Origin of the sequence: Siculibacillus lacustris (assembly GCF_004328075.1) — a bacterium.
GTDB lineage: Bacteria > Pseudomonadota > Alphaproteobacteria > Rhizobiales > Ancalomicrobiaceae > Siculibacillus > Siculibacillus lacustris.
Map to the genome: position 1 here is coordinate 1 of NZ_SJFN01000046.1, position 15610 is coordinate 15610.

13 protein-coding genes are annotated in these 15610 nt (G+C 67.1%); all 13 read right to left on the minus strand.

The features are described 5' to 3' along the window. The coding region (gene adhE, locus EYW49_RS20680; RefSeq protein ID WP_131311532.1) for a bifunctional acetaldehyde-CoA/alcohol dehydrogenase at positions 1–1922 on the minus strand (1922 nt) is incomplete at its 3' end. Positions 1923–2000: 78 nt separating this feature from the next. Then, entirely contained in the window at positions 2001–3290 is a 1290-nt protein-coding gene (locus EYW49_RS20685; RefSeq protein WP_131311533.1) for a dihydrolipoamide acetyltransferase family protein, read from the minus strand. A 2-nt stretch (positions 3291–3292) separates the two neighbouring features. Beyond that, on the minus strand, positions 3293–4291 hold the full coding sequence (locus EYW49_RS20690) for an alpha-ketoacid dehydrogenase subunit beta (protein WP_131311534.1): 999 nt from the start codon (positions 4289–4291) through the stop codon (positions 3293–3295). Beyond that, positions 4272–5351, minus strand: coding sequence for a thiamine pyrophosphate-dependent dehydrogenase E1 component subunit alpha (locus tag EYW49_RS20695; RefSeq protein WP_131311535.1), 1080 nt, complete (start codon positions 5349–5351; stop codon positions 4272–4274). Before EYW49_RS20695 ends, EYW49_RS20690 begins: the two co-directional genes overlap by 20 nt. Positions 5352–5454: 103 nt before the next feature. Then, positions 5455–6156, minus strand: coding sequence for an HAD family hydrolase (locus EYW49_RS20700; RefSeq protein WP_131311536.1), 702 nt, complete (start codon positions 6154–6156; stop codon positions 5455–5457). Positions 6157–6217: 61 nt separating this feature from the next. Next, positions 6218–7630 (minus strand): dihydrolipoyl dehydrogenase, encoded by a 1413-nt coding sequence (gene lpdA / locus EYW49_RS20705; protein ID WP_131311537.1) that lies wholly within the window; start codon positions 7628–7630, stop codon positions 6218–6220. Positions 7631–7789: 159 nt separating this feature from the next. Then, positions 7790–9763, minus strand: coding sequence for a phosphoenolpyruvate--protein phosphotransferase (gene ptsP, locus EYW49_RS20710; RefSeq protein ID WP_131311556.1), 1974 nt, complete (start codon positions 9761–9763; stop codon positions 7790–7792). Positions 9764–9813: 50 nt separating this feature from the next. Beyond that, positions 9814–10191, minus strand: coding sequence for a PTS glucitol/sorbitol transporter subunit IIA (locus tag EYW49_RS20715; RefSeq protein WP_131311538.1), 378 nt, complete (start codon positions 10189–10191; stop codon positions 9814–9816). Positions 10192–10325: 134 nt separating this feature from the next. Further along, entirely contained in the window at positions 10326–11321 is a 996-nt protein-coding gene (gene srlE / locus EYW49_RS20720) for a PTS glucitol/sorbitol transporter subunit IIB (protein WP_131311539.1), read from the minus strand. Between the two features lie 16 nt (positions 11322–11337). Then, positions 11338–12093, minus strand: a complete 756-nt coding sequence (gene srlA / locus EYW49_RS20725) for a PTS glucitol/sorbitol transporter subunit IIC (protein WP_165498354.1) — start codon at positions 12091–12093, stop codon at positions 11338–11340. A gap of 33 nt (positions 12094–12126) precedes the next feature. Continuing rightward, positions 12127–12567 carry a transcriptional regulator GutM gene (locus EYW49_RS20730; RefSeq protein ID WP_131311540.1) on the minus strand — a complete coding sequence of 147 codons (441 nt, stop codon included), beginning with the start codon at positions 12565–12567 and terminating at the stop codon, positions 12127–12129. Positions 12568–12935: 368 nt separating this feature from the next. Then, positions 12936–14252 carry an NAD(P)H-dependent oxidoreductase gene (locus tag EYW49_RS20735; RefSeq protein ID WP_407695493.1) on the minus strand — a complete coding sequence of 439 codons (1317 nt, stop codon included), beginning with the start codon at positions 14250–14252 and terminating at the stop codon, positions 12936–12938. A gap of 375 nt (positions 14253–14627) precedes the next feature. Then, positions 14628–15566: a sugar-binding transcriptional regulator gene (locus EYW49_RS20740; protein WP_131311541.1), complete on the minus strand. Its 939-nt coding sequence runs from the start codon at positions 15564–15566 to the stop codon at positions 14628–14630. Positions 15567–15610: the final 44 nt, after the last annotated feature.

Below are 15610 nucleotides of genomic sequence, written 5' to 3' on the forward strand. Positions count from 1 at the left end.
TGGGTCACCGCATCGATGCCGCCGAAGGCGGTCAGCGACTTCGGCATGTTCATGACGAAGTTGGCGTCGACCACCGCCATGGTCGGGGTCAGCTCGTAGTCGGCGAGCGGGTACTTCATGCCGGTGACGTCGTCGGTGACCACCGCGAAGGGGGTGACCTCCGAGCCGGTGCCCGAGGTGGTCGGGATCGCCACCAGCTCCGCCTTCACGCCGAGCTTGGGGAACTTGTAGATGCGCTTGCGGATGTCCATGAAGCGCAGCGCCAGGTCCTCGAAGTGGACGTCGGGGTGCTCGTACATCACCCAGATGATCTTGGCGGCGTCCATCGGCGAACCGCCGCCGAGCGCCACGATGACGTCCGGCTTGAAGGCGGCGGCGCGTTCGACGCCCTTGCGGACGGCGGCCAGCGTCGGGTCGGCCTCGACRTCCGAGAAGATCTCGACGTCGATGCCGTTGTTCTTGAGCAGCTGGATSGTCTCGTCGACGTGACCGTTCTGGAACAGGAAGCGATCGGTGACGATCAGCGCGCGCTTCTTGCCGGCGAGGTCCTTCATCGCTTCGACGATGGCGCCGCGACGGAAATAGATCGACTTGGGGAGCTTGTGCCAGAGCATGTTCTCGGCTCGCTTCGCAACGGTCTTCTTGTTGATCAGGTGCTTCGGACCGACGTTGTCGGAGATCGAATTGCCACCCCACGAACCGCAGCCCAGCGTCAGCGACGGTGCCACGTTGAAGTTGTAGAGATCACCGATGCCGCCGTGCGACGACGGCGTGTTGATCAGGATGCGGGCGGTCTTCATCCGGGCGCCGAATTCGCGCACCCGCTCGTCGTGRCGGTCCTGGTCGGTGTAGAGCACCGAGGTGTGRCCGATGCCGCCGAGCGCCACCAGGGCGGCGGCGGCGTCGACCGCGSWCGCGAAGTCGCGGCGGCGGTAGAGGGCGAGCGTCGGCGACAGCTTCTCGTGGGCGAAGGGCTCGTCGTCGCCGACGTCCTCGACCTCGCCGATCAGCACCTTGGTGGTCGGCGGCACGTCGATGCCGGCGAGCGCGGCGATCTTGACCGCCGACTGACCGACGATCGACGGCGACAGATGGTGGCCGTCGGGGAACACGATCTTGCGCACCGCGTCGAGYTCGGTCGGGCTCAGGATGTGGCCGCCGTGGCTCGAGAAGCGCTCGCGCAGCTGGTCGTAGATCGCGTCGACGGCGACCACCGCCTGYTCGGAGGCGCAGATCATGCCGTTGTCGAAGGTCTTGGACATCAGGATCGAGGCGACGGCGCGCTTGATGTCGGCATATTCGTCGATCACCACCGGCGCGTTGCCGGCGCCGACGCCGATCGCCGGCTTGCCCGAGGAATAGGCCGCCTTGACCATCGCCGGACCGCCGGTGGCGAGGATCAGGTTGACCTCCGGATGGCGCATCAGGGCGTTGGACAGTTCGACCGAGGGGGTGTCGATCCAGCCGATGATGTCGGCCGGCGCGCCAGCGGCGACCGCGGCGTCGAGCACCAGGCGGGCGGCGGCGCAGGTCGAGAACTTGGCGCGCGGATGCGGCGAGAAGACGATGCCGTTGCGGGTCTTCAAGCTGATCAGCGCCTTGAAGATGGCGGTCGAGGTCGGGTTGGTGGTCGGCACGATGCCGCAGATCAGGCCGATCGGCTCGGCGATGGTCATGGTGCCACCGACCTCGTCGACCTCCAGGACGCCGCAGGTCTTCTCGTCCTTGTACTTGTTGTAGATGTATTCGGAGGCGAAGTGGTTCTTGACCACCTTGTCCTCGAGCACGCCCATGCCGGTCTCTTCCGCGGCCTGCACGGCCAGCGGGATGCGGGCGGCGGCGGCGGCGAAGGCGGCGGAGCGGAAGATCAGGTCGACCTTCTCCTGCGGGAAGGTCGCATAGACGGCCTGGGCGGCCTTCACTCGCCCGGACCTGCAACCGCCGCGGGCCGTCCGAGATGCTCTGCGTTGAAGGTGGCGTCGATCACCCCGACGTCGGCGTCACACCAGCGTCGACGTGGGCCGTTCGATCGCCGCCTTGAAGGCGGCGAGCAACTCGGCACCGACCGCCCCGTCGACCGCACGGTGGTCGGTCGACAGCGTCACGGTCATCCGCATGGCGACCTCCGGCTGGTGATTGCGGACGACGATCCGCTCTTCCGCGACACCGACCGCCAGGATCGTCGCCTGCGGCGGGTTGATGATCGCCGCGAACTCCTCGACCCCGTACATGCCGAGATTGGAGATCGCCGAGGTGCCGCCTCGATAGTCTTCGGGTTTCAGTCGGCGCGCCCGGGCCCGGGCCGCCAGATCCTTCATCTCTTCGGAGATCACCCGAAGCGACTTGATCTCGGCACGGCGCACCACCGGTGTCACCAGCCCACCGGGGACCGACACCGCGACGCCGATGTCGCTGTGGCGATGCCGGAGCAGCCCCTCGTCGGTCCAGGTGACGTTGGCTTCCGGAACCTTGCGCAGCGCCACCGCCAGGGCCTTGATGATGAAGTCGTTGACCGACAGCTTGAAGCTCGGCCGTCCGTCGACGAGGTCGGCATCGGCGTTGAGTTCGGCGCGCAGCGCCAGCAGCCGATCGAGGGTGCAGGTGCCGGTGAGGTAGAAATGCGGCACCGTCTGTTTGGATTCGGTCAGCCGGCGGGCGATGGTCAGCCGCATCGTGTCGTGCGGCGTCACTTCGAAGTCGTCGGGCTCGTAGAGGCCGCGGATCTGTTCGCTCGGAGCGCCGATCGCCACCGCAGCGACGGCGCGGTTCACCGGTCCGTCGGCGGGCGCCGCAGCGACCGGTGCGGCGTCGGCCGCGGCCCGGACGTCACCGACCACGATACGGCCGCGCGGGCCGGATCCGGTGACCCGCGACAGGTCCAGGCCGACCAGTCCGGCGGTCCGGCGGGCGAGCGGTGTGGCGCGCAGGACGGCGGTCGGCGCCGGCGTGGCGGCAGGCGCCTCGGCGACCGGGGATATCGCCGAGGCACCCGCGAGCGAAGCCGCGGGTTTGGCAACCGGGGCCTCGACGACGGCAGAGGGGGGAGAGGTTTCGCCCTCGGCCAAGATCCAGCCGACGATCTGGCCGACCGGCTGCATGACGCCACAAGCGGCGGGCATGCTGAGCCGCCCGGTCGCCGGCGCCTCGATTTCCATGGCGGCCTTGTCGGTCTCGATCTCGAACAGGGGTTGCCCCTTTTCGATCGTCGCACCCGCTTCGACGTACCACTTGGAGATCGTCCCGGTCGTCATACCCATGTCGACGCGCGGCAGAATGACTTCGGTCGCCACGATCAGATCCTCCCCTGGACCAGCCGGCGGGCGGTCTCGACGATGTCGGCGACCTGCGGCACTGCGGCCTTTTCCAGTTCCGGGTTGTAGGGCAGGGGACATTCGGCACCGCCGAGCCGGACGATCGGCGCATCGAGCAGGTCGAAGGCCTCGCTCTCGGCGATCGCGGCGCTGACTTCCGAGCCGATGCCGAGCGTCTTGACGCCTTCGTAGACGCACATCAGCCGGTGGGTGCGCGACACGCTGGCGATCAGCGTCTCGGTGTCGATCGGCCTGAGCGAGCGTAGGTCGACGACCTCGAGCTCGATCCCCTCCTGCGCCAGCGTGGCCGCCGCTTCCAGCGCCTTGATCACCATGATCGAGGTGGCGACCACGGTGAGGTCGCGGCCTTCCCGGCGGATCTCGGCGCGGTCGAGCGGCACCGTGTACCAGCCTTCCGGCACCGGCCCCTTGGTCTTGTAGAGCAGCTTGTGCTCGAAGATCATCACCGGGTCCGGATCCTCGATCGCCGCCAACAGCAGGCCCTTGGCGTCGTGCGGGGTCGACGGTTGCACCACCTTGAGGCCGGGGACATGGGCGAGCCAGGCCTCCAGGCTCTGGCTGTGCTGGGCCGCCGCACCGGTACCGGAGCCGGCCGGAAACCGCATCACCAGCGGTACCGACACTGCGCCGCCGAGCATGAAGCGGAGCTTGGCCGCCTGATTGACGATCTGCTCCATGCCGAGCGTGGCGAAGTCGGAGAACTGGAACTCGAACACCGGCCGCATGCCCGCGAGCGCCGCGCCGACCGCGACGCCGGCGCCGGCGAGTTCCGAGATCGGCATGTCCATCACCCGATCCTCGCCGAAACGGTGGACGAGGTCGCCGGTCACCTGGAAGGCGCCGCCATAGACGCCGATGTCCTCGCCCATCAGAAAGACGCGCGGATCGCGTTCCATGGCGATGGCCATCGCTTCCTGGATCGCCTGGGAGTAGCTGAGTTCACGCACCATGGTGTCCATGGCTGCCTCGCTCGGTGGTGTAGACGTAACGGGTGAGGTCGGCCGGCGACGGTGCCGGGCTGGCCTTGGCGAATTCGATCGCGGCGGTGATCTCTTCTTCGACCGAGGTCTGGATCGCCACCATTTCGGGGGTATCCATCAGCCCGAACTCGAGCAGTTCGGCCTCGAAGAGCTGGATCGGATCGCGCTTCTGCCAGCTCTCGATCTCTTCCTTGGTGCGGTAGCGGTTGCGGTCCGACTTGGAATGGCCGCGGATCCGGTAGGTCAGGCATTCGATCAGGCTCGGCCCTTCGCCGCGCCGGGCGCGCTCGACCGCCGCGTGGGTCGCATCGGCGACGTCGGCGAAGCGATTGCCGTCGACGGTGACGCCGGGCATCGAATAGGCGACCGCCCGATCGGCGATGTTCTTGACCGAAGTCGACCGGGCGACCGAAGTTGACATGCCGTACTTGTTGTTCTCGCAGACGAAGACCACCGGCAGCTTCCACACCGAGGCCATGTTGAGGCTCTCGTGGAAGGCGCCTTCGTTGTTGGCGCCGTCGCCGAAGAAGCAGACGACGATCCGGCCGTTGCCGAGCCGTTTGGCGGCCAGCGCCGCGCCGACCGCGATCGGCAGGCCGCCGCCGACGATGCCGTTGGCGCCGAGGTTGCCGGTCGAGGGATCGGCGATGTGCATCGAGCCGCCGCGGCCGCGACAATAACCGTCTTCGCGCCCGAAGAATTCGGCGAACATCCGACCGACGTCGGCGCCCTTGCCGAGGCAATGGCCATGACCGCGATGCGTCGACGTCATGTAGTCGGTGGGCGACAGCGCCGAACAGACCCCGACGGCACTGGCCTCCTGGCCGATCGACAGATGCATCGTGCCGTGGATCAGGCCGCGGACATAAGCCTCTTCCGCGGATTCCTCGAAGCGTCGGATCAGGCGCATCTTGCGCAGCGCGTCGCGGATTTCCGCCGCGCCCAACCGCCGATAGACCTCCGGCAGATTGGCGGCCGGCAGGCGACCGGCGGCGGTCGCGGTGTCCGGCTCGGGGGTGGTCAAGGATGATCGGGCCATCGGCTCTCCTCGCTCAGGTGGCAATTCTTCGGTTGCCGTGACGTATCGGTAGTGCACTTATATCTTTTGGTCAATACGAATGTTCATGCATGAGATCTTTCCCTCATTCCTGCCCGCCGACGGTCGGCACCTCGTCTGGAACGAATCCGCGCGCCGCCAAGGCCTCGCCGACGGCGTGCCAGTCGGCGCAGACCCGGTCGGCGCCGGCGTCGAGCAGCCGCCGGCCGTGGCTCGGGTCGCTGTGGCTGCCGCCGGTGAAACCGAGCGCCGTCATCCCGGCGGCGACCGCACCGGCGATCCCGTAGGGCGAATCCTCGATCACCACGCAGCGCGCCGGCGGCAGCCCGAAGGCTGCGGCGGCGTGGAGGAAGATGTCCGGGGCCGGCTTGCTGCGCGCCACCATCGAGGTGGAAAACACCGCGTCGCCGAAATGGGCCGTCAGCCCGGTCAGAGCGAGGCTGCGTCGGATCCGCTCGGGCGAGGACGAGGAGGCGACGCAGCGCGCCGTGCCGAGCCGTTCGAGAAAGGGGATCAGCCCGGCGGTCGGCGCGAGCGATGTGGCGAACAATGCCTCGGTCTCTGGCCAGATCTCGGATTCGGCGCCGGGTGGCAGTGTCAGCCCGGTGAGGTCGCGGATCTTGGCGAGGATGTCGGCCTGTTTCATGCCGACGCACTGCCCGAACACCTCCGCCGGGATCACGCCGCCGTGGCGGGCGAAGACCCGGGCGTAGGCTTCGCTCGCCAGCAGTTCGCTGTCGACCAGGACGCCGTCACAATCGAAGACGACCAAGCGGGTGGGGTCCATCGGTCTCTCCCGAAACGTCGCCGGGCACGCGGAGCGCGCGGCCCGGCGGGCGTCGTGTCGCTCAGACGTGGATGGCGCGCCCATTGGCCGCCATCACCGCCTCGTGCATCATTTCCGACAGCGTCGGATGCGCGAACACCGTGTGGATCAGTTCGGTGTCGGTGGTCTCGAGGTTCATCGCCACGACGTAACCCTGGATCAGTTCGGTGACGTCGGCGCCGATCATGTGGGCACCGAGCAGCTCGCCCGACGGCTTGTCGAAGATCACCTTGATCAGCCCCTCCGATTCGCCCATGGCGATCGCCTTGCCGTTGCCGACGAAGGGGAAGCGGCCGACCTGGACATCGAGGCCGGCGGCCTTGGCCTTGGCCTCGCTGAGACCCACCGAGGCGACCTGCGGATGGCTGTAGGTGCAGGCGGGGATCTTGGCCTTGTCCATCGGATGGGGATGGAGACCGGCGATCGCCTCGATGCAGACGATGCCCTCGTGTTCGGCCTTGTGGGCGAGCATCGGCGGCCCGGCGATGTCGCCGATCGCATAGACGCCGGCCACGTTGGAACGGCCGAAGGCATCGATCACCACGCAGCCCCGCTCGGTGGTCACCCCGAGCCGTTCCAGGCCGAGGTTCTCGACGTTGCCGACCACGCCGACCGCCGAGATCACCCGATCGACGGTGATCTCACGCCGCCCGCCGTTCGCCGCCTCCAGCGTCGCGGTGACGCTGTCGTCGTGACGGACCAGCCCGACCACCTTGGTCTCGGTCAGGATGGTGAACCCCTGCTTCTCGAAACTGCGCTGGGCGAAGGCCGAGATCTCGGCGTCTTCGACCGGCAGGACCCGGTCGAGCACTTCGACCACCGTCACCTGGACGCCCAGCGCGTTGTAGAACGAGGCGAACTCGATGCCGATCGCCCCCGATCCGACCACCAGCAACGATTTCGGCAAGGTCTTCGGCACCATCGCGTCGAAATAGGTCCACACCAGTTTGCCGTCCGGCTCCAGCCCCGGCAGCACCCGCGGCTTGGCGCCGGTCGCCAGGATGATGTGGCCGGCCTGGTAGTCGCCGCCGCCGAGCGCGCCTTTCGGCGGGTCGTCGGCCGCCGTGACGGTCAGCGCCCCGGCAGCGGTGAGCGTCGCCCGGCCCCAGATCACGTCGATCTTGTTCTTCTTCAACAGGAAGCCGACGCCGGTGGCGAGCTGCCGCGACACACCACGCGACCGCTCCACGATCGCCGCCAGATCGAAACGCGGGTTCTCGACCGACAGGCCGTAGGCCGCGGCGTGCAGCATCGACTGGTAGATCTCGGCCGAGCGCAGCAGCGCCTTGGTCGGAATGCAGCCCCAGTTGAGGCAGATGCCGCCGAGGTGCTTGGCTTCGACGATCGCCGTCTTGAAGCCGAGTTGGGCGGCGCGGATCGCGGTGACGTATCCTCCGGGGCCGGCCCCGATCACGATGACGTCGTAGCTGGGCATGTCTGGCAGTCTCCGTCGCTGGGGGCCGTCGGCCGTCGGGCCGATCGCTCCGCTCGTCTTGCGGGCCGCACGGCACCGTTCCGGGAAGCGAGGCTGCCCGAGCCGGGTCGTCCGACGTCTTTTCGGTCTCGGCGCCGCGCCGCGCCGACAGGGGCCTCGTCAGGTCGCGGTCGTCAGGTCGACGATGCACTTCTTGGCGCGGGGGATGGAGGCGGGGCTCATGCTGAGCTCGGTCAGCCCCATGGCGATGAAGCGTGGGATCAGGTCGACCCGCCCGGCGGCCTCGCCGCACATGCCGACCATGATCCCGGCTTCGACACCGGCGCGCGCCGTCATTTCGATGGCGTTCATCACGGCGATGTTGGTGACGTCGTTGAGGCCGGCGACCGACGAATTGAGCCGATCGGCGGCCATGATGTACTGGGTCAGGTCGTTGGTGCCGATCGAGAAGAACGACACCTCCTTGGCCAACTCGCGGGCGATCATCACCGCCGCCGGCGTCTCGATCATCACCCCGACCGCGAACCGTTCGAAGGGCACGCCTTCCGCGGTCAGTTCGGCGGCGCAGTCCTCGATCAGCGCCCGGGTCCGCCGCACCTCGCCGAGGTCGGAGACCATCGGCAGCATCACCTCGATATTGCCGCCGACGGCGGCGCGGAGCAGCGCCCGGAGCTGCGGCTTGAAGATGTCGGGGCGATCGAGGCACATCCGGATGCCGCGCCAGCCGAGGAAGGGATTGGCTTCTTCCGGGAACTGGATGCCGGCGAGCGGCTTGTCGCCGCCGACGTCGAGGGTGCGGACGATCACCGGATGCGGTGCGAAGGCGCGCGCCAGCGTCACATAGGTCTGGTACTGCATCTCCTCGGACGGCAGCCCGGTCTGCAGCATGAACAGCAGTTCGGAGCGGAACAGTCCGACTCCCATCGCTCCGGCGGCGCGCGCCGCGTCGATCTCCTCGAGCGAGCCGATGTTGGCGGCGACCTCGATCACGGTGCCGTCGGCGCGCTTCGGCACGATCGACCGATAGACCGCCAGCGCCTTCTTCTCCGCCGCCGCCTTGGCCACCGCTGCGGCGAACCGGGCCCGCAGATCGTCGTCGAGGACGTCGTAGGCGACGCCGTGGGTGCCGTCGAGGGCGATCTCGGTCGCCCCGCGCAGCGCTTCGATGCCGCCGCGCAGACCCAGCACCGTCGGAATGCCGTGGGACCGGCCGATGATCGCGATGTGCGAGGTCGCCCCGCCCTGGGCGCAGGCGATGCCGCCGATCCGATCGAGCGGCGCCCGCGCCAGATCGAAGGCGCCGATGTCCTCGGCGACCAGGATCGACCCCGCCGGAATGTCCTCGAGGACGATGTCCTTGCGGCCGAGCAGTTCCAGGCACAGTTGCCGGCCGACCGCGGTGACGTCGTCGGCGCGGGCGGCGATGTAGGGGTCGTCGACCGCAGCGAAGGCCGCGGCGGTCTTGCCGATCACCTCGCGCACCGCGGTCACCGCGTCGCGCCCCTTGCGGACTTCGGTCGCCATCTCCTCGATCACCGCGTCGTCGGCGACGATCTCGGCGAGTGCCGCGATGATGCCGCGATGCACCGGCGACAGTTCGGGCGCCGACAACGAGTCGACCATGCGGCGTCGAATGACCGCGACCGACCGCGACAAGAGGGCGATCTCGTCGTCGATCTCGCCCTCGGCGAGCATGCGTTCGGCACTGTCGATGCTCGGCGGGAAGTACCCGAACACCGGCCCGACGACCTTGCCCTCGCTCGCCGCGATGCCGCGCAGGCCGCCGTCCTCGGTGCGCCCGTCGTCCTTGTCGGCGCTCGCGTCGGTCCGCGTGGCGGCCGGTGCGGCCGGCGTCGCCGCGCCGCCCGCTTCGATCCCCGACTCGGGATCTTCGAGAAACCGCACCAGGGCCTCGAGCGCTTCCGCCTCGTCCGCCCCCGAGGTCCTGACGACGACCGGATCGGCTTCCAGCACCGAGGCCAGCATCAGCTTGACCGAGCTCTTGGCATTGACCCGGTTCGCGCCCTTGACGATTTCCACGTCGCTCTGGAAGCTCTTGGCGAGCTTTACGAAACAGGTCGCGGGGCGGGCGTGCAGCCCCTCCCTCACACGTACGATGGTGGCGCGTTCCATGGTCACGGTCGACCTCTGTTGACGGCTCGAATGGGCGGAGACGGACTCGATCAGCCGATCGCGATGGTCTGGCCGACCTTCAGGGCGGCGGTCAGCACCGCGGTGTCGACGACGCCGGCGCAGATCTCGCCGGGACGTTCGGCGGTGGTGGCGCCGTTGAAGTTGAACACCACGTGGCCGATCTCGCCGGCCTTCTTCCAGGCGGTCGGGCCGACCGCGGTGATCGTGGTGGTCACCGGACCGATGGTGATCGGCGTTCCGCAGACCGGGGCCTCGTCGGCGATCGGCGCCAGCGGCGCGTGCAGGACGGAGACTTCGGCGAGTTCGGGTGGCGCATCGGCGCCGAACAGGATGAGGACGCCGTCACCGACCAGTTCGGCGACATCGGGGCCCACGGCGATGATTTCGGTCTTGAGGTGAGCAGACATTGGTTCTCTCTCCTTCGACGGCCGCGGCCGTGAAGATCATCGAAAAGACGGTCGAGCGCGTATCGAGGTGACGAAGCCTCTCGAGGGTGGAGCGGCCCCGCGGACGGGGCCGCCCTCACGATCGGTCGGATCGCTCAGAAGACGATCAGGCTGACCACCCATGCGAAGATCACCGAGATCGGCCCCATGATCTGTCGACTGAGCAGGACCGATGGAACGCCGATTTCGATCGTCTTCGGTTCTGCTTCACCCAGTGCCAGGCCGACCGGAACGAAGTCGCAACCGACCTGGGTGTTGTAGGCGAACAGCGCCGGCAGAGCCATCGACGGGGCGATGGTGCCGTTGGCGATCTGAGGTCCGATGATCGCGACGCCGATCACCTGGGCGATGACCGCGCCCGGTCCCAAGATGGGCGACAGGAACGGCAGGCCGCAGATCGCGGAGATCACCAGCAGGCCGACGATGTTGTTGGCGAGCGGGCCCATCGGCTTGGCGAGGATGTCGCCGATGCCGGTGTACAGGATGAAGCCGATCAGCATGGTCACGAAGGCCATGAACGGCAGCACGTTGCGGACGATCTGATCGATGGTCTTGCGGCCGGCATTGAAGAAGATGCCGACGATACGGCCCATGCTGCGGCCGATGTTGGCGATCAGGTTCAGCATCGGATTGGCGTCCGGCTCGGGGACCACCACTTTCGCCGCCGCCGTCGGCTGAGCGGCACCGGTCGCTCCCCCGGTCACGCCTTCGCCTTCCGCCGCCGCCTGGAGCGAGGCGAGATTGACGCCGGAGACGTAGATGTCTTCCATGATGAACTGCGCCAGCGGGCCGACCTGGCCGACCGGGGTCAGATTGACGGTCGGGATCCGCTTGCGCGGATAGACGCCGCAGCGCGCCGTGCCGCCGCAGTCGACCACGACCACCGCCATCTCGCTTTCGGGCGGCGGCATCTTGAAGCCGTCGACCGCGGTGCCGCCGGTCAGTTCGGCGATCTTCTGCGCCACCGGATGGATGCCGCCACCGGTCACCGATACGATCTTGTCGCGCTGATCGGTCGGTTGGATCACCAGCGGCCCGCCCCAACCACCGGGACCCTTGGAAATCTTGATCGCGTTGAATGTCTTGGACATCACACTCCCCCTTCTCTCAGAGCTCGATGCCCTGGCGACGCGCCATGATCGCGGTGATCCGTTCGGTCAGAATGCCCTTGAACAGGATGACCACCAGGCCGACGATCGCGTACCAGATCGCAACCTGGACGTGATAACCGGTGGCGACGGTCCCCTTCTTCTCGAGTTCGAGAAGAGCGACGAGGACACCACCCCAGACGAAGTATTCGCCGGGATTGACGTGCGGGAAGAGCCCGAGGGGCGGGTGAACGTAGGACACGGCCGCGTCGTAGAAGGCGGGCTTGTGCTTTTCTTCGAGGAACGACCCGAAGGTGTAGCACATCGGGTTGGTGAGGAAGAACACCGAGAGGACGGGCAGGATGGTGTAGCGCGTCAGAGCCGTCTTGCCGGCGCTGCGGGCGATGCCGTGTACCCGTTCTTCGCCGACCATGCCGGTCAACGCGTAGAAGGCGGTCATCAGGACGACCAGCGTCGGGATGATACCGGTGACGAAACCGACGAAGACTTCGCCGCCCTTCTGGAAGATGCCGATGAAATACTTGCCGGCGTTGGCCAGCCAGCCGATCTGGGTCTCTTGAGTGACCGTGCCGAGCTTCTGGCGGAACTGCTCCACCGTGATCGCGGTGTCGGATGCCAGGACCACGAAATTGTTGGACGCGTCCTTCAGTGTCGCCTTGCCTTGGATCGCAACATCGAGAACCGCCTGTTGAACAGCAGGCATGTGCTGTGCAAAGGCGTCCGCGTGTTGCAGGACGAGTGTCGTGATGGACATTATTTCCCCCTTCGTTTCTTTTTTGGTTTGCCCTCAGGCGTTTTCCAGACGAAGCAGATGGGAGCCGGTGTCTTCTTGCCTCCGTTTCTGTCTGCGGGTTTCGATCTGAGCGACCGCCGCGAGAATGGCCGCGGTCCTGCCGGCGTCGAAGTGTTCGACGTCGGAAAGCGCCGCCTCGAGCCGGTCGAGACGGAGTCCGGCCAGGGCCGGATGGGAATGGAATTTCGCGAAGACGGATCGCCCGGTCATCGTCGACACCCGGCGGACCACCAGATCGTCGGAAACGACGACCAGCGCGATGGTGCCCTTCTGGAATCGTCCGCGGACGAACCCGGTGCCGAGGAAACCCTCGTCGAATTCACTGCCGATGCTTTTGACCGTGCGGGCGTAGTGGCGCATCTGCAGCCATACGCCGACGGATTGCAGCGCCCAGGCCCCCACCAGCAGCAGGAGCCCCAATTGCCAAGTCGCCATGGTCGCCCTCCCCGGAGGACATGAACCGGCCTGTTCTGTTTTTGGGTGGCCGGCTCACGAATGGATTTGCGAAATCGTCACATGCCTTCGATCGCTTCTCTCGCGAGGCGGGGGCCGGTCGGTCGAGTGCCGCCGCCGCTTCGCCGTTGCCGTTTCGCCCGCGCCGATCCTCGATCGTCGCGCGGGCACCGTTCCTTCGGGCTCGGTCTCTCCACACGTCGTGCGGCCCCGGTCGTCACGAAGGAATGTCGTTCACCGGCGGCGCCGTTCGGCAACGGCCTTTCGCCGGATGCGACCCGGAACCGCAGGTGCGGTTCCGGGTGCCGTCGCAGGGCGGGCGAGCGCCGGGTGGCTCTCGTGGATCGCGGTCAGGCGGCGACGAATACGGCGTCGGCCTGATCCAGGCGGCGCCGGATCTGGGTGACGATCAGCGAGTCGTCCGGCTGGCAATTGTCGTAGGTCAGGCGCTCGCCGGCGCGGATCGGCTTCAGCACCTTGGCCTTCTCGGCCAGACCGAGCGGCACCGAGCGGCTCGAACGCCCTTCGGCCCAGGTGGTGGCGAGGCCGCGATAGTCGTATTCGCCGATCTTGCCGAGCACCGCGCCGGGGGCGAGATCCTTCTTGGCGACCGCGGCACATTCGCCGACGGGGCGATCGATCGGCTCCATGTCGGGCGAGCGGTTGAGAACGGCGCGGGCCGCCGACAACGGCACTTCCAGGCTGGTCAGGTGATAGGGCCGGAACAGCGAGTAGCACGGGCCGGGGCCGACCTTGAGGTCGGTCATGCGTTCGAAGATGCGCGGATGGCGCGGTTTGACCACACAGAACACGCCGGGGGCGACGCCCTTGCCGATCGAATAGTCGACCACGCCGGCCTTTTCCAGAATGCCGCCGTCGGCCTTGGTGCACAGCACCTGGGCGAGATCCGCCGGAACCGCGGCGGGGCCGTGCATGCCGGCGACGTCGGGGACGAGGCCCGTGGCGTTGGCGACCGCGGTCATCTCGATCATCGTCTTCGAACCGTCGACGAATTCGACCAGCATGCGCGCGTTCATGTTGCGGCGCTGGGCTTCCTCTTCGTATTCGCTGGGCACCGCGTCGAATTTCAGCGCGTTGTTCTTGCCCTTGCCGGCCGCCACGATGTCGAACCCGAGCGCCTGGGCGAACCCGATCAATTCGACCGTCGCCGCCGGTTCGTCGCCGGCCGCGCCGGTGAAGATCACGCCGGCCTTGCGCGCTTCCTGTTTCAGGTAGCGGCCGATGGTGATGTCGGCCTCGACGTTGAGCAGGACGACGTGTTTGCCGTTCTTCATCGCCTCGAGCGCGATCAGCGTGCCGATGTTCGGATTGCCGGTCGCATCGATGACCACGTCGACCCGGCCGGAGCCGCAGAGAACCTTGTAGTCGCCGGTGAGCGCGACCTTGCCGGCTTCGATCGCCCGGTCGGCGGCCTCGATCGTGCCGACTTCGGCAAAACCGCTGCGGTCGAGACCGGACATCAGCAGAGCCTCGACGGCCACGTCGCTGCGGATCTCCGACAGCGCACCGAGGCGGATGCCGGGCATCAGCGACAGTTGGACGACGATGTCGGTACCCATTTGTCCGGCGCCGGCGAGACCGACGGTGATCGGTCCATGGGCGTCCGCGTGAGCGGCCAATTGGGCGGCGAGGGCCACACGTTCGATCACGGGCTTGTTCCTCCTGAGGAATATGGTCTTTTGAGTTCTTATGTGAACGTATGTACTGAACTTTTGTTTTCGTGTCAATGCAAAGTGTGCCGCAAAGCGTGCTGCGGCGCACCCCGAGACCCGAGGCGCGGCGCGCCTGGAGAACGGGTCGCGGGCACGCGGGGCGCGGCATCGACGCCGTGGCCCAAAGGCGCAGAAATGCCGCCGGCTTTGCATCGAAGACGGATTTCATCAGCGTCGTCAGCGGGTTGAAATATCAATGCCGGTGTGCGGTGCGGGGGGCGAATCCGGCGGGGCTGGTGCAATGCGGCATGCCGGGCCGTCGCGTCGGCACGCCGGCGGTCATCGTCGGCGACGCCGCAGCTCCGATCTTCAGGCGCCGATCGCCTTGCGACGCCCGCGGGAAGATTTGTCGGCCACCTCGTCGAGGAGCGCCTGAGCGGTGATTTCGTCGGTGATCAACACGTTCGGTTCCAGCAGACGCAGGCCGCCGAGCACCGCTTCGACCTTGTCCTTGCCACCAGAAATCAATAATTTTAGTGGAACTTGCTTCAGGTGGGCGATCGAAACGCTCATGATTCGAGAATTCATCTCGTTGTCGACCAAATGGCCGAAGCGATCGAAGAAGTTGTACATCACGTCTCCGACCGCACCGTCTGCGATCAGCCCCTGGCGCTCCGCTTCGGATATGACGTCGAATACATGCGAGGTCGAGGTCGGCGACATGCTGCCGACGCTGAGAAGCACCACGTCGAGCGACTTGGCCATTTCAAATACAGGGCCGATGCCGCATCTCTCGACCAGGGCCGTCTTCGTCGCTTCGCTGTCGACCACCACCGGTGCCGCGATCAGATAGCAGTCGGCGTTGAAGATCCGCGAGAATCGCCAGGCGAATTCGGCCGGATTGTACTGGCGGACGGCGGAGACACCGCCCATCAGCGACACCACCTCGACGCCCGGAACCTGGGATTCGTCGATGTAGTTCAGCGATCCGTGCAACGTCCGACCCCAGCCGACCCCGACCTTCATGTTGGCCTTGACCAGACCGGAGATGAACAGCCCACAGGCCGCGCCGATCGGCGCCGTCGGATCCGCGTCCGGCCCCGACAATGGCGTCACGATCGCCTGCTTGAGGCCGAAGGCCTTCTCGAGCTCGATCTCCAGGCGCGGGAACTCCTCGAGGTCGCCGCGCAGTGAGATCTTGATTTCGTTCAGGTTCTTGGCTTCGGCGAGCATCCGCACGACGGTCACCCGGCCGATCCCGAGCGCATCGGCGATGGCGTTCTGGGTCATGCCTTCGGCATAGTACATCCAGACGGCTCGATGCCTCAGGCGCGCCGACCTTCGACCGACTG